This window comes from Kitasatospora sp. YST-16, from assembly GCF_026802215.1.
In the GTDB taxonomy this organism is placed as follows: Bacteria; Actinomycetota; Actinomycetes; order Streptomycetales; family Streptomycetaceae; genus Kitasatospora; species Kitasatospora cineracea.
The window spans coordinates 1,450,826-1,468,501 of sequence record NZ_CP113837.1; the positions used below are offsets into that span (position 1 = coordinate 1,450,826).

Below are 17,676 nucleotides of genomic sequence, written 5' to 3' on the forward strand. Positions count from 1 at the left end.
TCAGCCGAGCTCGGTGCGCAGCCGCCGCAGCCCGTCCCGGACCCGGCTCTTCACCGTCCCCAGCGGCGCACCCAGCAGCGCGGCGATCCGCGTCTGGGTGCAGCCGCCCCAGTAGGCGAGGGCGAGGGCCTCGCGCTGGGCGGGGGCGAGGGCGGCCAGGGCGGTGCGGACGGCCCGGTCCTCGATCCGGCGTTCGGCCTCGGCAGCGACGCTGTCGTACGCCGGGCGGTACTCGCGCAGGGCGGCCGCCCGCTCCCGCTCGGCGCCGGCCCGGGCGGCGCGGACCCGGTCGACGGCGCGGTGGTGGGCGGCGGTCAGCGCCCAGGCGTGCACGCTGCCGCGCTCGGGGCGGTAGCGCCCGGCGGTGCGCCACAGCTCCAGGAACACCTCCTGGACGACTTCCTCGCTCTGCGCCCGGTCCCGCAGCACCCGCCGCACCACCGCCCCCACCGGGCCCAGCAGCTGCCGGTACAGCACCTCGAAGGCCCCCGGCTCCCCCCGGGCCACCCGGGCCACCAGCTCACCGCCGCACGTCTCGACCGTCACCCCGCCAAGGTCGTCCGCCCCGCCCCCGGACGCCACCCGCAGCGTTCGTGCAACGTTTCAGCCGACGGCCGCGGCCGGATCCGTCCCGTCCGCGCCCGGAACCCACCGCGCCGTGCGGGCGGCGTGCCGGGCGGCCCGCCAACTACCATGCGTGAGGAAAGAGTTGCCGTCGGTTGCACTGGAAGGGACCCGCATGCGCGCCACCATCCGCCGGGCCGTGATCCCCGCTGCCGGGCTCGGTTCCCGGCTCCTCCCGCTCACCAAGGCCACCCCGAAGGAGATGCTGCCGGTCGGCGACCGGCCGGTGATCGAGCACACCGTCCGCGAGCTGATCGACTCCGGGATCACCGACATCACGGTCGTCGTCTCCGGCGACAAGTCGCTGATCCAGGAGCACTTCCGGCCCAATCCGGCGCTGGTCGCCCAGCTGCGCGCCGCCGGGAAGTCCGGCTACGCCGACGCGGTGGAGGAGGTCGGCGAGCTGTCCCGCCGCGGCCACCTCACCTACCTGTACCAGCACGGCCCGTACGGCAACGGCACCCCGGTGCTGAACGCCGCCCGGAACTTCGGCGACGAGCCGTTCCTGGTGCTGTGGCCCGACGACGTGTTCGTCGCGGCGGTGCCGCGCGCCCGGCAGCTGGTCGCCGCGTACGAGCGGACCAACGCCCCGGTGCTGGCGCTGATGCCGATGGGCCCGGAGGACTCCCGGCGGTACGGCGTGCCCGTGGTGAAGGAGGACCTCGGCGACGGGTCGCTGCGGATCACCGGCCTGGTGGAGAAGCCGGAGCCCGCCGACGCGCCCTCGCAGTACGCCGCGATCGGCGGCTACGTGCTGACGCCCGGCGTGGTGGACGAGCTGCGCGAGCAGTACCGCCGCCACCAGGAGGACCCGGTCGGCGAGCTGTACCTGACCGACGCGCTCAACGCGTACGCCGCCCGGCGCGCCGTGTACGGCCAGGTCATCGAGGGCCGCTGGTACGACACCGGCAACCCCGGGGCGTACCTGATCGCGCAGTTCGCCCACGCCCTGGCGCACCCCGAGTACGGGCCCGCCCTCCGGCGGCTGGCCGGGGAGCGCGGCGGGGCCGACTCCCTTGGCGCTACCGGGCGTTGAGTACCGCGATGCCGCAGTCGCCCGCTTCGAAGCCGGCCAGCAGGGCGTCCAGCGAGGCGGCCGGGCCGGTGTGGTCGATGAGCAGGACGGCCTGGAGTTCGCCGTCCTGCTCGGCGGGGGCGAAGTCGGTGGCGAGCTCGCGGCGCAGCAGCGGGACCCACTCGTCGTCGCCGGGGAACTCGGCCAGCAGGGCGGGCTGTTCGGCGAAGCAGCGGGTGAGGACGGCGCGGGCGGTGACCAGGGTGACGGCGAGGCGGTCGCCGGTGCGGGCGTAGCGGGCGGCGAGGTCGTCCGGGAGGAGGTAGCAGACGCCCTCCTCGCCCTCGTGGCCGTAGCCGAGCAGCCCGTTGACGGCCCGTTCGCCGGGGTCGGCGGAGGCGGTGTCGACGGAGAGCAGCACGCCGACGTCCTCCGCGCCGAACGGCGGGACGGCGGTGATCCAGATACCCGGGGAGGCGGTCATGGCGCCCAGCCAAGCACGCCCCGCCGACAGCGCCCGCCGACAGCACCCGCCGTCGGCGCCCGGACGCGCCCGGGGCCGGGCACGGGGCCGGGGCCGGGCACGGGCGGGATGGTGGTGCTGCGCCGAGGGCCCGTCGGCGGGCCTAGCCCCTGGTCCGGTTCCAGAAGTGGTGGGTGAGGCCGCTCGCCGAGGTCGCCGACTCGACGGTGAAGCGGTCCTGGACCTCGGCGAGCCCGTCCCACATCGACACCCCGGCGCCCAGGGTGACGGGCACGGTGACCAGGTGCATGAAGTCGACGAGGTCGGCCGCCAGGAACTGCCGGACCGTGGAGGGGCCGCCGCCGATGCGGACGTCCAGGCCGCCGGCGAGCTCCCGGGCGCGTGCGAGGGCTTCTTCGGGCGTGGCGTCGAGGAAGTGGAAGCTCGTGCCGTTGTCGAAGGAGACCGGGTCGCGCCGGTGATGGGTGAGCACCACCACGGGCGTGCGGAAGGGGGGCTCGTCGCCCCACCAGCCCCGCCAGTCGTCGTCGGTCCACTCGCCGGTCTGCGGACCGAACTTGCCCCGGCCCATGATCTCGGCCCCGATCCCCTGGCCCCAGGTGCTCGTGAGTGCGTGATCGAGGGTGATCGGCGCGTCCACGGCGTCCACCCCGTGGATGAACCGCCCGTCGAAGTACCCGAACAGCCTCTCGGCGCCCCCGATCGGCGCGTCGAGAGTGATCGTCTCGCCTGCGCTGTAGCCGTCCAGGGAGATGTGGAAGTTGTGCACGCGGACTTTGGCCATGCGGTCCACCTTCGGCAAGTGCTCGCGGTCTCCAAGCGGTCGCAACGAGCCTACGACCCGGGGCTGTCAACCGCGGGCACGGTCTCTCCCGACACGTGTCGGCGGGGTGCGCCGGCACGTACCGTCCCGGGACGACGCACCGGTGGGCCCCGCGGTCGAAGACGGGTGACCTGCCGCCGCAGCTGCCGCGCCGCACCGGCGAACGGGAGTTCCGAACGGGACCGCCTACTGGGCCGGGCCGCCGCCCGTCCAGCTGTGGTTGGCGGAGCGGTGGTGGCGGGAGACCGCCGCGGCGCGGTCGGCCTCGGCGCGGTGGGCCTCGGCGTGGTCGTACGCCCGGCGCTCGGACCGGAACGGGCGGGTGACCGCGCGGGCGGCCGAGGCGGCGAGTGCGAGCAGGCGCGGCATGGTGGGACCCCCGTCCGTCTCCGAGCCCGGGAAGGCCCGGATGACGTCAGGTTACCCGGCAAAGGGTTCGTCAAGCCTCAAGGCGGGCTCAGGAGTTGGCGTCGGTACGGGGGTTCAGGAGTCGGCGGCGGTGTACCAGTGCGTGCGGACGGCGTCGGTGGGCCGCGGTTCGCCCAGGTCGGGGCCGCCCCAGCGGGCGAGCGCCTCGACGACGGGGCGCAGGTCGGCGCCGCGGGGGGTGAGTTCGTAGACGGTGGCGTTGGCGGGGCGCTCCAGGCGGCGGCGCTCGACCAGGCCCTCGCCCTCCAGCTGCTTGAGCCGGGTGGCGAGGATGTCGGTGGAGACGCCGGGCAGGTCGGCGTGCAGGTCGGTGTAGCGGCGCGGTCCGCCGAGGAGTTCACGGACGATCAGGAGGCTCCAGCGCTCCCCGACCGCGTCCAGGGCGCGGGCGACGGCGCAGTACTGGTCGTAGCTTCGGCGTGGCATGCCGTCAGCATAGCCAATAGGTTGGACTTTCCAAGTGCTCACTTGGTAGAACGAAGCAAGCCGGCCGCAGGGGCTCGGTGACGGGTCGGGAGGCCGCTGATGGAGTTTCGCCAGTCCAGCAAGCTGAAGGACGTGTGCTACGAGATCCGGGGCCCGGTCGTCGACACCGCCAACGCGCTGGAGGAGGCCGGCCACAGCGTGCTGCGCCTGAACACCGGCAACCCGGCCCCGTTCGGCTTCGAGGCCCCGGAGGAGATCCTCCAGGACATCATCCGCAACCTGCCCAACGCGCACGGCTACTCCGACGCCCGCGGCATCCTCCCCGCCCGCCGCGCCGTCGTGCAGTACTACCAGCAGCGCGGCGTCCCGGGCGTCGGCGTGGACGACGTCTACCTGGGCAACGGCGCCTCCGAGCTGATCCAGATGGCCGTCCAGGCGCTGGTGGACGACGGCGACGAGGTGCTCGTCCCGGCGCCGGACTTCCCGCTGTGGACGGCCGTGGTGCGGTTCGCCGGCGGCAAGGCGGTGCACTACCTGTGCGACGAGGAGTCCGACTGGTACCCGGACCTGGACGACATCGCCGCCAAGATCACCCACCGCACCAAGGCCATCGTGGTGATCAACCCGAACAACCCGACCGGCGCGGTCTACCCGAAGGAACTGCTGGAGGGCATCCTCGACCTGGCCCGCCGCCACCACCTGCTGGTCTTCGCCGACGAGATCTACGACAAGATCCTCTACGACGGCGCCGAGCACCACTGCCTGGCCGCCCTCGCCGACGACGTGGTCACCCTCACCTTCAACGGCCTGTCCAAGGCGTACCGGGTGGCCGGCTTCCGCAGCGGCTGGCTGGTGGTCTCCGGCCCCAAGGAGCACGCCAAGGACTACCTGGAGGGCCTCACCATGCTGGCCGCGATGCGGCTGTGCCCCAACGTGCCCGCCCAGTACGCCGTGCAGGCCGCGCTCGGCGGCCGGCAGTCCATCAACGACCTGGTGCTGCCCAACGGCCGGCTCACCGAACAGCGCGACGTCACCTGGCGCGCCCTGAACGAGATCCCCGGCGTCTCCTGCGTCAAGCCCAAGGGCGCCCTGTACGCCTTCGCCAAGCTCGACCCCGCCGTGCACCGGATCGTCGACGACGAGCGCTTCGTCCTCGACCTGCTGCTCCGCGAGAAGATCCACATCGTCCAGGGCACCGGCTTCAACTGGCCCCGCCCCGACCACTTCCGCTTCGTCACCCTCCCGCGCGCCGACGAACTGGAGACCGCGATCAACCGGATCGGCCGCTTCCTGGCCACCTACCGCCAGTAGCGCGAGGCCCGGACGGCTCAGCGGTCACCCGAGAACGGCTGGAACGAGGCCCAGGGCGGGGTCGGCCGGAGCGACTCACCCGGCTCGGCGGCGGGCGAGTCGCTCCCCCGCCCGCCGAACGTCGGGCTCTCGTGATCAGCGCCCCACACGCCCACGGCCAGCAGACTGCACAGACCGAGCACCGCCCACGCCAACTGGACCTTCTCCCACCTGATCTGCCGCGTCACTCGTCGCCCTGTCACGGTCTTCCCCTCGGAACCGGTCGAACCCAGCACGTGTCCCGCCTCGCGCGCCGGCTCGGCGGCCTCAGCGCCCGCCGAACGGCCGGAACGGGGACGGGGACGGCCGGGGCGGGCGGGTCGGCTGTCCCGGCTCGGCCGGGAGCGGGGGCGCGTTCCAGCCGTCCAGGTCGGCCATCAGCTTCTCGGCCAGCGCGGGCAGCAGGTTGCTGTCCGCGAAACCGCCGTCCTCCCGCCACAGGGAGACTTCGAGGGAGCCGCCGCTGCCGTCCGCGTTCCGGGCGACCACCAGGTGGTACGCCGTGCCGGGGTCGCCCTGGGGCGCGGCGGCCCGGCCGGAACCCGAGCCCGAGCCCGGACCCGAGCCGCCGGTCCCGAGGTTGATGGTCATCCAGTGCAGCTGCTCCGCGTAGGCGACCGCGGGCCGCCCGGCCACCGGCGCCACCTCGCGGGCGCTCACCCGGGCACTGTCCAGCAGCAGGTCGTACGGGACGGTGCGGCTCTCGGACACCGCGGCCTTCACCTTGCCGACCTGCACCTGCGCCGCCCCGGTCTCCCACGGCGAGTAGGAGCCGACCCCGGCGGACACCACGCGCTCGCCCGGAGCGCCGACCAGCTCCGCCAGGCCGGGGCGGTTCAGCGCGGCGCACATCGCCGGGTAGCCGGCCGGCTCGCCCTCCTGGATCGGGCGGCACACGGCGGGCCCGCCGTCCTCGGCCCGCGCCCCGTCCGCCCGTCCGCCCGAGTCCTGCACCGAGTGCCAGAACAGCCCGCCCGCCAGGACGAACACCCCCACCACCGCGCGCACCGCGATCGTCCGGCCGACCCCCGCCACGTAGTCCCGCATGATCCTCCCCATCTGAAGCCCGGCGAATGTAGCACTTCCGTTCGAACTCGCACCGGGCTTTCCCACCTGGGAGGCCGGCGCCGCGGACTCACCCTCGACGGCCGGCTCCCCGGGGTGCCGGCCCGGCCCGGGCACGGGCCGTCAAGTCGCTTGCGCCACTGGGGACTCCGGAGGCGCTGGGGCCGGTCGCGGGAGGGCGGGCGGACCCGGGGCGGCACGTCCGGGTCCGCGGCGAGGGGGTGCTGCGCGGCGTTCCGATTGCCGATCGGTAACGAAGCCATCACTCGAAGTCCACCGGTCGCACACACTCGGAAGGATGGCGTCCCGTCCCGAGCCGTCCCTCCGAGATGAGTCCTCTTGTCCCTCTCCCTCCGCCTGCGCCGGGCCTCGGCGGCCGGCGCGCTGCTGGCCGCCGCGCTGTTCGCCACCGCCTGCGAGCCGACCGACCAGGTCGCGCCCGCGTCCGTCGCACCGTCGCACAGCAGCAGCGCCCCCGCACCGAGCCCCTCCCCCACGCCCACGCCCACGCCGACCCCGACCCCGACGCCGACACCGGAGCCCGCGCAGACGCCCGAAGCGACGCCGGAGCCGAACGCCGCGGCGACCACCCAGGCGCCGAAGACCGCCACCACCAAGCCCGCCGCCACCACACCCACCGCGGCGCGCACCACCAGCAAGCCGCCCGCCGAGCCGACGCACACCCAGCAGGCGGCGGGCTGCCACCCGCTGTCCAACGCGGGCAACTGCTACAAGGCGGGCCAGTACTGCCGGGCCTCCGACCACGGCGTCTCGGGCACCGACGCCTCCGGCCGGACCATCGTCTGCGTGGACAAGAACGGCTGGCGCTGGATCGCTTCCTGAGGCTCCCTACCGGCGCGGCCCGTACATGATCACGCCGACGCCGGCCAGGCAGACCAGCGCGCCGAGCACGTCCCAGCGGGTGGGGCGGAACCCGTCCAGGAGGACGCCCCACAGCAGCGACCCGGCCACGAACACGCCGCCGTACGCGGCCAGCACCCGGCCGAAGTTCGCGTCCGGCTGGAGGGCCGCGGTGAAGCCGTACAGGCCCAGCGCGACCACGCCGAGCCCGGCCAGCCACCACGGGCGGGACTCGCGGACGGACTGCCAGACCAGCCAGCAGCCGCCGATCTCCAGGACGGCGGCCAGCGCGAACAGCAGGATCGAACGGGCGGTGCTCACCGCCCCACCCTAGACGGCGCCCACCTTGGAGGGTGCCCGCCCCGGACCTGACAGCACCTGGTCCGGGGCGGGCGCCGCCCCGGCGTCAGTGGCCGTGCTCGCTGCGGCCCGCGCGGCGGACGATCGAGTAGTGGTCGATCTGGGTGCCGTTCTCGGCCAGCGCGGTCACCTTCATGGTGGTGTTCGCGCCGCGGTGCGCCGGGGTGACGTCCACCTTGATGAAGGAGTAGCCGGTGTAGCGGACCCGCGACCACTGGACGGTCTCGGGGACCTTCACGGCGCCCTTCTCGAAGTGGAAGGTGACCACCTCGTCCTGGTGGTTCTCGTGGCCCTCGTAGGTGTCGGGGGCGTCGAAGTAGTACAGGCTGCGGCCGGCCGCGCCCGCGGTCACGTAGACCACGCCGTCCTTGACCGGGTCGACCGTCGCGCCGCTCGGCACCGCCTTGCTGACCTTGTTGCCGAGGATCGCGTCGGTGCGCTCGTACACGTGGTTGTGGCCGTTGACGACCAGGTCCACCCGGTACTTCTCGAACAGCGGCACCCAGGCCTCCCGGACACCGCCCTCGGACGCGTGCTGGTGGGTGGTGGAGAAGGCGCAGTGGTGGAAGAAGACCACCACGAAGTCGATCGACTCGTCGGCCCGCAGCTCGCGCAGGGTGCGCTCCAGCCACTGGGTCTGCCGGCCGTTGGTGAGGCCGAAGTTGACCGGGATCTCGTACGAGACGTCGTTGGCGTCCAGCGAGATCACGCCGACGTTGCCGTAGGTGAAGGAGTAGACGCCGGGGGCCTTGCGCGGGTCCGGGCCGTTGCCCGGCAGGGTGAAGCGGGCGTCGTCGCCGCCGTACCCGTTGTGCGAGTACCAGGCCTCCATGTCGTGGTTGCCGTAGGAGACCATCCACGGGATCTCGGCGGAGACCGGCTCGGTCTGCGCCAGGAAGGCGTCCCAGGTCAGCGCGTTGAACGCGGACTTGTCGCTGTCCAGGCCCTGGCCCATCGGGTCGGCGTAGCAGATGTCGCCGGCGTGCAGGTGGAACACCGGGTCCTGCGCCAGGATCACGTTGTCGTTGCCGGCCGCGTGGGTCGAGACGCCCTGGTCGCCGAAGGCGGTGAAGGTGAACGGCTCGAACGGGCGGTTGTGCCGGCCGTGCCGGGACGGCGCGGTGGTGAAGGTCTTCAGGGTCGAGACGGCCTGCTGCGAGGCCGGGTCGAAGCCCTCGTGGCCGACGCCGTAGTAGTAGGTGGTGCCCGGCTGCAGGTGGTCCAGCGACACGTGCAGGTAGTACTGGTCGACCGGGGTGGCGCCGTCGACCAGCGCCGGGGTGTGCAGCGCGCGCACCTCGGCCTCGATCTTGCCGCTCAGGTCCCAGGGGTGGCGGCCGAAGCGCAGGAACGGCTTCTTCACCGCGGCCGGCACCTGCCAGGACACCCGCATCTGGGTGCCGGCGTCGGCGCCGAACTGCAGGTGGCGGCCGATCGGCGCGACCAGCGAACCGGTCACCCCGTCGGTGGCGGACTTCACGGGCTGGTCGGCGAACGCCGTGCCGGAACCCATCGCCCCGCCGACGGCCAGCGCGCCGACCGTGACCGCGCTGGAGCGCAGCAGGGTGCGGCGGGACAGCTTGCTGCGCAGGTACTCGTGCTGCTCCGCCATGCTCATGCGGGCGGCGAGCTGGGCGGGCACGCCCATGTTGGGGATATCCATGCGCGGGAGACTGTCAGCGGCCGGTGGCCGCCGCCCGGATGGTCGGTGAACGACCGTCATCGTGTCGGTCTAGCCCAGCACATGATCAGACCATGGGATGGTAAAACCGCCCCCGCGGCCGGCCCCACCTGCCCTAACGCACCGTCCCGCCCCAACTCCCCGCCTGCCCTGCCCCGTCTCGACCCCGACCCTCCGGCCCCGTCCCGCTACAACCGCTCCCCCGGCACCGCCAGGTACGCCTCCCGCAGCCGCGCCACCCCCGCCGTGTCGAACACCCGCCCGTCCACCGCCGCCACCGGCCGCACCCCGACCGCCGCGTTGGTGGCGAACACCGCCTCCACCCCCGCCAGTTCCGGCCCCACCCGCTCCTCCGCGCCCCCGCACACCCCGCGCAGCAGCGCCATCGCCGTCCCCGCCAGGTACGCCCCGCGCGGCCACACCACCCCGTCCCCGCGCAGGAACCCGACGTTCCACGTCCCGCCCTCGGTCACCCCGCCGTCCCGGTCCACGAACAGTGCGTCGTCGAACCCCGCCTGCTGCGCCAGCCGCCGCTGCCGCAGCGCCCCGAACAGCGCCACGCTCTTCACCTCCGGCAGCTCCCGCTCGAACCGCACCGTCCGCACCCGGATCGGCCCCGGCACCCCGCTGCCCACCGGACGCGCCGTCACCAGCACCCTCGGCTCCGCCTTCCCCCCGATGCTCCCCAGGTCGATCGCCGGATCGAACAGCGTCACCCGCACCGCCACCACCCCCGCCCCCGGCACCGCCCGCCGGGCGAACTCCCGCACCCGCTCCCGGTCCGGCACCACCCCGAACAGCGCCGCGCAGTCCCGCTCCAGCCGCTCCAGGTGCAACCCCAGCCCCCGCACCCGCCCGTCCTCCACCACCATCGTGGTGAAGTGCCCGTAGTTCGTCAGCGCCAACACCTGCAACTGCCCCGCCGACACCGGCCGCCCGTCCAACTCCGCCACCGCGACTCCTCCGCTCACGCCCCCATTCTCGACGATCACCCGGGCCGGATGCGGCATCCTCACTGCCATGCACCCGACTTCGTCCGACTACCTGTGGTTCCACCGGGACTTCCCTGCGCTGGCCGCCTCCTACTGCCTCACTCTGGTGAAGGACCTGTCCCCGGAGGAACTGTTCCGGCGCCTCGGCGGCAGCGCCGGAACGGACGCGGTCGGAGTCGACGCCCTGGTCGAGCAGGCGGCGACCGCCCGGCGCACCGGCCCGGACGGCCTGCGGTTCGCCGGCATCGCCGACCTCGGGTCGTGGGCGCTGATGGTCGAGCCCGACGGGTCTCTGGGCGTCCTCGAAGAAGCCGCGGAGCCGGGTTCGTCCGGAACCGAGTGGGTGGCGCACCACCGCAGCGAGGGCGACGTCGACACGTTCCTCGCCTACGTGGACTCCGCTCCCCTCGTGCTGCTGGATCCGGCCGCTTCAGGGAACCGGCTGGGCCGCAGCCCGCAGGAGATCACCGCCGCACTGCGACACATGGGCTTCGACCTCGACAGCCCGACACCCGCCGCCACCCCCCGCACGGCGAGCGCGGCGTTCGCCCTCGCGGAGGTACTCACCGGCGTCCGGCTGACCCCCGCGCTGCTCCGCGGACTGTCCTTCCGGTGCGGAGCCCTGCCCGCGCCCCGAATGGGACGGTAAGGGCACCCGCCACCCGGTCCGCCCCCGCGCCGTCGCGCCGTGGTCGAAGCCCCGGGTGGCCTTCGCGGCGGGGAACCCGCTCCGCAGCCACCGGAGCGTGCCCCCCGGCGTCCCGTCAGATCAGCCCGTCCCGGATCTGCTCGATCACCAGGCTCCACCAGTGGTCCGGGCCCTCCAAGGCGGCCCCGTCCACCGACGCCAGCCCCCGGGCCAGCGCGTCCACCTCGTCCTCGTCCGGCGGCTCCGGCTCGCCTCCGGCCTCCATCACCGCGACCCAGCGGCCGAACAGGTCCAGGCACGCGGTGAACCGGTCGAACCCCGAGTTGACGAACCGGCGCTCCACCACTCCCGGCATCGCCGAGACCACCGCGCCGGACCCGTCCTCCACCCACAGGTTCGTCCCGTAGTCGTCACCGACCCAGCGCGCGCCCTCCCGCTCCCGCCCGGCCCCGCCGATCGGCGCGACCGCCCCCACCAGCCCGAACCCCTCGGCGGCCCCCACCGCCAAGTGCACGTCCAACACCTCGACCGCCCGCCCGATCCCGCCCACCGCGCCCCTCCGTCCGCTCCGGCGCCTCGCGCGCCGCACCCGTTGTACCCGACGCACCCGACACCAGGCCGCGCCGCTCATCCGCTCGACCGCCGAAACCCGGTGCGCCCCGGGGGCCGGGACGGTTAGGTTCGTGGGCATGACGACCTTCGAAACGCAGCGCCGCCCCGTGCCCCTCGCCGACGGCGGTGAACTCGACATCGCACTCGCCTTCCTGGCCTTCGCCCGGGAGTGCGTGGTGAAGAAGACCGAGGGGCTGGCGGAGGAGCAGCTGCGCCGCGTCCTGGTGCCGACCGGGACGAACCTGCTGGGGCTGGTGCAGCACCTGACGGCGTCCGAGCGGTACTGGTTCGGCTACCACCTGGCGGGCCTGGCCGAGTACGAGGACGTCGACTTCGGCATGGCCGTCCCGGCGGACGTCCCGGCCGAACGGGTGCTGGCCGACTACCGGCGGGCCTGCGCGGACAGCGACGCCGCCATCCGCGCCGCCGGCGGCCCGGACGCCCCGACCGCGGCCCCGGTGGTGCGCGGCGAACCCCGTTCGCTGCGCTGGGTGCTGGCGCACATGACCGGTGAGACGGCCCGGCACGCGGGCCACGCCGACATCCTGCGCGAGCAGCTCGACGGCACCACCGGGCGGTGACGAGCCCGGCCGGGCGGCCCGGCTACGCGGTGGCGGCGGCCGCGGCCCGGCCGGCCGCCCGGCCGGAGAAGAGGCAGCCGCCGAGGAAGGTGCCCTCCAGGGAGCGGTAGCCGTGGACGCCGCCGCCGCCGAAGCCGGCCGCCTCGCCGGCCGCGTAGAGGCCGTCCAGGACGGTGCCGTCGGCGCGCAGGACGCGGGAGTCGAGGTCGGTCTGCAGGCCGCCGAGGGACTTGCGGGTGAGGATGTTGAGCCGGACGGCGATCAGCGGGCCGGCCTTGGGGTCGAGCAGCCGGTGCGGGCTCGCGGTGCGGATCAGCTTGTCGCCGAGGTAGCGGCGGGCGCCGTGGATGGCGGTGACCTGGAGGTCCTTGCTGAACGGGTTGGCGATCTCGCGGTCGCGGGCCTCGATCTCGCGGCGCAGGTCGGCGCCGTCGATGGCGGGCGCGTCGCCCTGCCGCTCGTTCATGCCGCGGACGAGTTCCTCCAGCGTGTCGGCGACCACGAAGTCCGGCCCGTGCTGCTTGAACGCCTCGACCGGGCCGGTGGCGCCGGGCAGGGCGCGGCCGAGGACCTGGCGGATCGAGCGGCCGGTGAGGTCGGGGTTCTGCTCGGAGCCGGAGAGCGCGAACTCCTTCTCGATGATCTTCTGGGTGAGCACGAACCAGGTGTGCTGGTGGCCGGTGCGCATGATGTGTTCGAGGGTGCCGAGGGTGTCGAAGCCGGGGAACAGCGGGACGGGCAGCCGCTTGCCGGTGGCGTCGAGCCAGAGCGAGGACGGGCCGGGCAGGATCCGGATGCCGTGCCTGGCCCAGATCGGGTTCCAGTTCTCGATGCCCTCGGTGTAGTGCCACATCCGGTCGCCGTTGACCAGGTGGCCGCCGGCCTCGCCCGCGACGTCCAGCATCAGGCCGTCGACGTGCGCGGGGACGCCGGAGAGCAGCTTGGCGGGCGGGGTGCCGAGCCGCTCGGGCCAGGCGGCGCGGACCTTGTCGTGGTTGCCGCCGATGCCGCCGGAGGCCACGACCACGGCCTGGGCGCGCAGTTCGAAGTGCCCGGCGACCTCGCGGGAGCTGGCCTCGCCGCGCTGCACGGCGGACGGGGCGAGCACCTCGCCGCTGACGGTGTCGAGCGTCCCGGCGCTGGCGGCGAGGCCGGTGACCCGGTGCCGGGGGCGCAGTTCGACCAGTCCGGCCCTGACCGCCTCGCGGACCCGGCGGGCGAAGGGCTCGACGAGGCCGGGGCCGGTGCCCCAGGTGATGTGGAAGCGCGGCACGGAGTTGCCGGGGCCGGAGGCGAGCAGTCCGCCGCGCTCGGCCCAGCCGACCACCGGGAACAGCCGGACGCCCTGGGCGTGCAGCCAGGCGCGCTTCTCGCCGGCCGCGAAGTCGACGTACGCCTCGGCCCAGCGGCGCGCCCAGGCGTCCTCCTCGCGGTCGAACCCGGCGGTGCCGAGCCAGTCCTGCCAGGCGAGGTCGCGGGAGTCCTTGATCCGCATCCGGCGCTGCTCGGGCGAGTCGACCAGGAACAGGCCGCCGAACGACCAGTGCGCCTGTCCGCCGAGCGAGCCGGCGGGCTCCTGGTCGAGCAGCAGCACCTTCCGTCCGGCGTCGGCGAGTTCGGCGGTGGCGGCCAGGCCGGCGAGGCCCGCTCCGATCACGATGACGTCGGCGTCGTGGGCCATGCGGGGCCGTCCTTCCAGACCTGGCTCGGGGGTGCCATGATCCTCCGGCCTGCGCGCCCCGCGGTCAACCCGCCGGTAACTTCCGGGGCGCGGCGAAGAGGCGGCAGCCCCCGCCCGGCCGGGCGGGGGCTGCCGGGAGCGGCGGGCCGTCAGGGCTTGACCCGGACCACCTGCGGGTCGTGGTCGGACGCCTGGGCGGCGAACTCGCTGTTGATGTGCACCACGTCGTAGCGGACGTGCTGCCGCTTGAACGCGTCGCTGACCAGGATGTGGTCGAGGACCTGCGAGTTGCCCTGGTAGACGTACGAGTAGCGCTCCGCCTCGGGCAGGTCGTTCACCAGGTCGCGCAGCACGCCGTCCTTGGTGAGGGTCTGCAGCGCGGGCGAGAACTGGTAGTCGTTGAAGTCGCCGAGCGAGACGATCCGGGCGTCCGGGTCGGCGGCCTCCAGCTTGGCGACGAACGCCTGCTCCAGGGTGGCCTGCTTGACGCGCTGCACCTCGGAGGAGCGGGTCGGGGCCTGGAAGCGGCTGTCGATGCCCTGGTCGCCGCCCTTGCTGTTGAAGTGGTTGGCGATCACGAAGACCGGCTTGTTGTGGAAGCTGAACTGGCCGACCAGCGGCTTGCGGCTGGAGTTCCAGGCTTCGTCGTTCGGGGCGATCCGGCCGGGCGAGGCGGTCAGCGCGGTGCGCTTGCCGGTGCCGGTGACGTCCACGGCGGTGGTGGAGGTGCCGCCGGGGATGTCGGTGAAGGAGACCCGGTCGGGGTTGAACAGGAACACCTGGCGGATGTTGCCGCCGGGCTCGCCGCCGTCCTTGCCGTCCACCGGGTCGATGGAGCGCCAGTCGTAGGACGGGCCGCCGGCCGCCTTGATCGCGTCGGTGAAGGTCTTGACGGTGAGCGAGGCGTCCACGGTGCCGTCGTTGACGGCGCCGTTGTCGTCCTGGATCTCCTCCAGGGCGATGATGTCGGGCGAGCGCAGGTTGGTGACGACGGCCTGGGCGAGCTCGGCGAACTTGGCCGGGCCGTCGCTCGGGTCGAGGTTCTCCACGTTGTAGGTGGCGATGGAGAGTTCGCTGGGCAGCGCCCGGTCGGCGACCTCGCGCCGCAGGCCGTTGTCCCGGACGGTGCCCAGGGTGTTGGCGGCGATGGTGTAACCGCCGAACTGGTTGTAGTCGAGCGGGCCGGCGGTGGCGCCGGTCAGCTGGTCGCCGACGTTGGCGACCGGGAACGGCGTCTCGGTCAGCGGCGGCAGCGACTGGACCATGATCCGGCCGCTGTTGGGCTTGTCGTAGCCGAGGTAGACCACGCCGCCGCGGCCGGTCCGCGGGTCGGCCGAACCGGCGTCCACCCACAGCTCGTTGTACTTGTCGGTGGCCTGCACCACCGGCACGTCGGCGACCTGGACGTTCATGCCCTCCAGCGACTCGTAGAGGTCGAGGGCGTACTTCGACGGGTCCAGCGGCAGGCCGTCTATCGAGCCGCCGGCCGCGTCGGGGGCGTAGGCGGCCGGGATGTTCGCGCCGTCCAGCACGACCGGCGCGGGCACCGGGTTGCCGGAGGAGAGCACGGTGGTCTTCGCGCCGGTCAGTTCGGTGATCGACTGCGAGCCGCCGGAGCTGTTCGGGTAGTACTCGCTGACCTTGGCGGTGACCAGCACCGAGTCGCCGACCTTCACGGTCGGGGCGGCGGAGGTGTAGACGAACACGCCCTCGCTGGTGGCCGGGTCGTTGTCCGGGTTCGGGTCCTGGATCCAGAAGCCCTTGGTGCCGTACCCGCGCACGCCGGTGACGACGCCCGGCACGTTGGTGACGGTCTGTCCGTTCTTCGGCGAGGTCCGGGTGGTGCCCTGGATGTCGTGGATCCGCAGCGCGCCGGGCACCGGCGGGGTGGTGCCGCCGTCGCCGCCGCCGGGGGTGGTGCTGCCGCCGGTGGTCTCGCCCTTGGTGTTGGTGGGCGTCGGGTCGCCGACCGTGAGGTCCTTGGCGTTGTCGTCGGTGTCGGCGAGCGCGGCGCCGCGCGCCACCGAGGCGGTGTTGGACGCGCCCGCGGCCGGGCCGCTGCCCTCGCGGACCACGGCGGTGCCGAAGCCGACCAGGTCGACGATCCGCGGGTCGGCGGCGCAGTCGGCGGCGGTCTTGCAGGTCAGCGCGTCGGTGCCGTTGACCAGGGCGACGGTGCCGCTGGTGGCCGACAGCGCCAGGTTGCCGCTGGCGTCGGCGGCGGGCAGGGCGGCGGCGCCGCCGGTGCCCGCGGCCTCGGCGACCAGGTAGCGGCCGCCGGGGGCGACCGAGCCGGTCAGCGGGGTGACGCCCCACTGGCTGGAGGCGCTCGGGCTGCCGGGCAGGTACTGCACGCTGTAGCCGGCCAGGCCGAAGGCCGCGCCGGACGGGTTGCCCAGCTCGATGAAGTCGTTCTTCAGCGTTGCGCCGGAGTTGCCGCCGCCGCCGTACACCTCGGCGATCACCGCGCCGGTGGACGGCGCGGCGGACGCGCCCGGCAGCGGGACGGCCAGCACGGACGCGGCGACCGCGGCCGTCGCGGTGACGCGCAGCAGGGTGCGGCGGGAACGGCGGACGGGAGTGGGGCTGGGCACCGTTGCGGGGCTCCTTCACGGCAGGACCGAAGCCCGGGGCGCCGCCGGGGCGCTCCGGGTGGTGAGGGTTCGTCAGAAGGCTGTCGGCCAGGGCCGGTCCGGGCGTCCGGACGGGCCCTGTCGGGCTACTCGCGTAGATCCGGTTCCAGAAGATACGCGCGTAGAAGTTGACGCGACAAGGGTGCGGACGTGAACAGTTCCCCACCTGCGCGAACCTCCCGCCCCGGGAACGCCAGAAGGGGCGCCCGGACGGGCACCCCTCCCCTGCGAACCGCGAACCGCGAACCGCGAATCCCGGCCGACAGCCGACGACCGACGGCCGTCGGCCCGCCCGCCGCGTTACGACTGCTCGCGCAGCCCCGCGCCCCACTTCTGCTCGACCCGGCCGAACTTCCAGAACGCCAGCGCCCCGGCCCAGGTGACCACGAACAGGCCGACGATCACGTAGCCGACCAGGTTGAGGTCCAGCGAGCCGATCCAGCCGATCGGTCCGCCGGTGATGTCCAGCTTCTCCGCGAGCAGCCCGACCAGTTCGATCACGCCGATCACCAGCGCCACCACCACCGACAGGCCGGTCACCGTCAGGTTGTAGTAGATCTTCCGGACCGGCTTGGAGAACGCCCACTCGTAGGCGAAGTTCATGAACGAGCCGTCGATGGTGTCGAGCAGGCTCATGCCGGCCGCGAACAGGATCGGCAGCACCAGCAGCGCGTACCAGGGCAGCGCGAACGCGGCCGCGCCGCCCGCCAGCACCAGCAGCGAGACCTCGGTGGCGGTGTCGAAGCCGAGGCCGAACAGCAGGCCCACCGGGTACATGTGCCAGGGCTTGGTGACCGCCCGGGTGACCCGGCCGAGGATCCGGTTCAGGAAGCCGCGCTTGTCCAACTGGCGCTCCAGCTCGGCCTCGTCGAACTCGCCCCGGCGCATCTTGCGGAACACCTTGAGGATGCCGTTGAACGCGCCCAGGTTGATCAGGCCGATCAGCACCAGGAAGGTGCCGGAGACGCTGACCCCGATCAGGCCGGTGGCCTGGTGCAGCGTCGAGTCGTCCGACTCGACCTGCCCGGCCAGCGAGCGGATCCCGAACGCCAGCAGCGCGCACAGCCCGAAGACGATCGACGAGTGGCCGAGCGAGAACCAGAAGCCCACCGAGAGCGGGCGCTTGCCCTGGCCCATCAGCTTGCGGGTGGTGTTGTCGATCGCCGCGATGTGGTCGGCGTCGAAGGCGTGCCGCATGCCCAGGGTGTAGGCGGTGAGGCCCATCCCGGCGCCGAACACCTGGCCGCCCACGTCGTAGTGCCTCGGGGCGATCACCGCGAGCAGGGTGACCCAGCCCACCACGTGCAGGAGCAGGACGAACCCGCCCATCCCGGCGAGCCGGAGCCACTCCTCCCGGGTGAGCCGGTCGCGCAGACGGCTGGGCGCTGCCATGGGACTTCCTTCCGAACA

Annotated in this window: 18 protein-coding genes and 1 pseudogene; 5 read left to right on the forward strand and 14 right to left on the reverse strand. The window is 73.6% G+C overall.

Annotated elements, in window-relative coordinates:
* Positions 1–546: a sigma-70 family RNA polymerase sigma factor gene (locus OU787_RS06605; RefSeq protein ID WP_030461501.1), complete on the reverse strand. Its 546-nt coding sequence runs from the start codon at positions 544–546 to the stop codon at positions 1–3.
* Between the two features lie 193 nt (positions 547–739).
* On the opposite strand from OU787_RS06605, the gene OU787_RS06610 reads away from it, so the two are divergent.
* On the forward strand, positions 740–1,660 hold the full coding sequence (locus OU787_RS06610; protein WP_268658822.1) for a UTP--glucose-1-phosphate uridylyltransferase: 921 nt from the start codon (positions 740–742) through the stop codon (positions 1,658–1,660).
* Here the strand turns inward: OU787_RS06610 and OU787_RS06615 are convergent.
* From OU787_RS06615 to OU787_RS06630, 4 genes and pseudogenes are all read right to left on the reverse strand, one after another.
* The gene (locus tag OU787_RS06615; RefSeq protein ID WP_051817191.1) at positions 1,647–2,123 is read right to left on the reverse strand and encodes a hypothetical protein; all 477 of its coding nucleotides are present in this window, start codon (positions 2,121–2,123) and stop codon (positions 1,647–1,649) included. The genes OU787_RS06610 and OU787_RS06615 overlap by 14 nt on opposite strands.
* Before the next feature lie 142 nt (positions 2,124–2,265).
* On the reverse strand, positions 2,266–2,907 hold the full coding sequence (locus tag OU787_RS06620; protein WP_268658823.1) for a dihydrofolate reductase family protein: 642 nt from the start codon (positions 2,905–2,907) through the stop codon (positions 2,266–2,268).
* Positions 2,908–3,132: 225 nt separating this feature from the next.
* Positions 3,133–3,315, reverse strand: coding sequence for a hypothetical protein (locus OU787_RS06625; RefSeq protein WP_030461505.1), 183 nt, complete (start codon positions 3,313–3,315; stop codon positions 3,133–3,135).
* A gap of 132 nt (positions 3,316–3,447) precedes the next feature.
* Positions 3,448–3,801 (reverse strand): annotated as a pseudogene (locus OU787_RS06630) (winged helix-turn-helix transcriptional regulator); the annotation flags it as partial.
* A 99-nt stretch (positions 3,802–3,900) separates the two neighbouring features.
* Between OU787_RS06630 and OU787_RS06635 the strand changes: the two are divergent.
* Positions 3,901–5,112, forward strand: coding sequence for a pyridoxal phosphate-dependent aminotransferase (locus OU787_RS06635; protein ID WP_030461507.1), 1,212 nt, complete (start codon positions 3,901–3,903; stop codon positions 5,110–5,112).
* Between the two features lie 17 nt (positions 5,113–5,129).
* Here OU787_RS06635 and OU787_RS06640 read toward each other — a convergent pair whose 3' ends face one another.
* Positions 5,130–5,339 carry a hypothetical protein gene (locus OU787_RS06640; protein ID WP_268658824.1) on the reverse strand — a complete coding sequence of 70 codons (210 nt, stop codon included), beginning with the start codon at positions 5,337–5,339 and terminating at the stop codon, positions 5,130–5,132.
* A 79-nt stretch (positions 5,340–5,418) separates the two neighbouring features.
* Positions 5,419–6,210 (reverse strand): DUF6215 domain-containing protein, encoded by a 792-nt coding sequence (locus OU787_RS06645; protein ID WP_157852429.1) that lies wholly within the window; start codon positions 6,208–6,210, stop codon positions 5,419–5,421.
* 345 nt (positions 6,211–6,555) lie between these two features.
* Here OU787_RS06645 and OU787_RS06650 point away from each other — a divergent pair, with 345 nt between their 5' ends.
* Positions 6,556–7,059: a hypothetical protein gene (locus OU787_RS06650; protein ID WP_268658825.1), complete on the forward strand. Its 504-nt coding sequence runs from the start codon at positions 6,556–6,558 to the stop codon at positions 7,057–7,059.
* Between the two features lie 6 nt (positions 7,060–7,065).
* On the opposite strand, the gene OU787_RS06655 is transcribed toward OU787_RS06650, so the two are convergent.
* The 3 genes from OU787_RS06655 to OU787_RS06665 all read right to left on the reverse strand — a co-directional run bounded on the left by OU787_RS06655 (position 7,066) and on the right by OU787_RS06665 (position 10,071).
* The gene (locus OU787_RS06655) at positions 7,066–7,398 is read right to left on the reverse strand and encodes a YnfA family protein (RefSeq protein WP_030461511.1); all 333 of its coding nucleotides are present in this window, start codon (positions 7,396–7,398) and stop codon (positions 7,066–7,068) included.
* Positions 7,399–7,483: 85 nt separating this feature from the next.
* Positions 7,484–9,100 (reverse strand): purple acid phosphatase family protein, encoded by a 1,617-nt coding sequence (locus OU787_RS06660; RefSeq protein WP_268658826.1) that lies wholly within the window; start codon positions 9,098–9,100, stop codon positions 7,484–7,486.
* Positions 9,101–9,306: 206 nt separating this feature from the next.
* Positions 9,307–10,071 (reverse strand): aminotransferase class IV, encoded by a 765-nt coding sequence (locus OU787_RS06665; protein ID WP_030461513.1) that lies wholly within the window; start codon positions 10,069–10,071, stop codon positions 9,307–9,309.
* 67 nt (positions 10,072–10,138) lie between these two features.
* On the opposite strand from OU787_RS06665, the gene OU787_RS06670 reads away from it, so the two are divergent.
* Positions 10,139–10,759: a DUF6461 domain-containing protein gene (locus tag OU787_RS06670; protein ID WP_268658827.1), complete on the forward strand. Its 621-nt coding sequence runs from the start codon at positions 10,139–10,141 to the stop codon at positions 10,757–10,759.
* Positions 10,760–10,874: 115 nt separating this feature from the next.
* Here OU787_RS06670 and OU787_RS06675 read toward each other — a convergent pair whose 3' ends face one another.
* Positions 10,875–11,309, reverse strand: a complete 435-nt coding sequence (locus OU787_RS06675; protein WP_268658828.1) for an SUKH-4 family immunity protein — start codon at positions 11,307–11,309, stop codon at positions 10,875–10,877.
* A 139-nt stretch (positions 11,310–11,448) separates the two neighbouring features.
* Here OU787_RS06675 and OU787_RS06680 point away from each other — a divergent pair, with 139 nt between their 5' ends.
* A complete protein-coding gene (locus OU787_RS06680; protein WP_030461516.1) occupies positions 11,449–11,952 on the forward strand; it encodes a DinB family protein in 504 nt (167 codons plus the stop codon).
* A 22-nt stretch (positions 11,953–11,974) separates the two neighbouring features.
* On the opposite strand, the gene OU787_RS06685 is transcribed toward OU787_RS06680, so the two are convergent.
* From OU787_RS06685 to OU787_RS06695, 3 genes are all read right to left on the reverse strand, one after another.
* A complete protein-coding gene (locus OU787_RS06685; RefSeq protein ID WP_268658829.1) occupies positions 11,975–13,633 on the reverse strand; it encodes an FAD-binding dehydrogenase in 1,659 nt (552 codons plus the stop codon).
* A gap of 149 nt (positions 13,634–13,782) precedes the next feature.
* On the reverse strand, positions 13,783–16,227 hold the full coding sequence (locus OU787_RS06690) for an endonuclease/exonuclease/phosphatase family protein (RefSeq protein ID WP_442788430.1): 2,445 nt from the start codon (positions 16,225–16,227) through the stop codon (positions 13,783–13,785).
* Positions 16,228–16,566: 339 nt separating this feature from the next.
* A complete protein-coding gene (locus tag OU787_RS06695; protein WP_030461519.1) occupies positions 16,567–17,658 on the reverse strand; it encodes a HoxN/HupN/NixA family nickel/cobalt transporter in 1,092 nt (363 codons plus the stop codon).
* Positions 17,659–17,676: the final 18 nt, after the last annotated feature.

What these genes read in the sequence shown, in the direction of transcription:
- OU787_RS06610 (WP_268658822.1), top strand. Translation starts at nt 740, where the DNA reads ATGCGCGCCACCATCCGCCGGGCCGTGATCCCCGCTGCCGGGCTCGGT.
- OU787_RS06615 (WP_051817191.1), bottom strand. Translation starts at nt 2,123, where the DNA reads ATGACCGCCTCCCCGGGTATCTGGATCACCGCCGTCCCGCCGTTCGGC.
- OU787_RS06685 (WP_268658829.1), bottom strand. Translation starts at nt 13,633, where the DNA reads ATGGCCCACGACGCCGACGTCATCGTGATCGGAGCGGGCCTCGCCGGC.
- OU787_RS06645 (WP_157852429.1), bottom strand. Translation starts at nt 6,210, where the DNA reads ATGGGGAGGATCATGCGGGACTACGTGGCGGGGGTCGGCCGGACGATC.
- OU787_RS06670 (WP_268658827.1), top strand. Translation starts at nt 10,139, where the DNA reads ATGCACCCGACTTCGTCCGACTACCTGTGGTTCCACCGGGACTTCCCT.
- OU787_RS06660 (WP_268658826.1), bottom strand. Translation starts at nt 9,100, where the DNA reads ATGGATATCCCCAACATGGGCGTGCCCGCCCAGCTCGCCGCCCGCATG.
- OU787_RS06680 (WP_030461516.1), top strand. Translation starts at nt 11,449, where the DNA reads ATGACGACCTTCGAAACGCAGCGCCGCCCCGTGCCCCTCGCCGACGGC.
- OU787_RS06635 (WP_030461507.1), top strand. Translation starts at nt 3,901, where the DNA reads ATGGAGTTTCGCCAGTCCAGCAAGCTGAAGGACGTGTGCTACGAGATC.
- OU787_RS06625 (WP_030461505.1), bottom strand. Translation starts at nt 3,315, where the DNA reads ATGCCGCGCCTGCTCGCACTCGCCGCCTCGGCCGCCCGCGCGGTCACC.
- OU787_RS06695 (WP_030461519.1), bottom strand. Translation starts at nt 17,658, where the DNA reads ATGGCAGCGCCCAGCCGTCTGCGCGACCGGCTCACCCGGGAGGAGTGG.
- OU787_RS06620 (WP_268658823.1), bottom strand. Translation starts at nt 2,907, where the DNA reads ATGGCCAAAGTCCGCGTGCACAACTTCCACATCTCCCTGGACGGCTAC.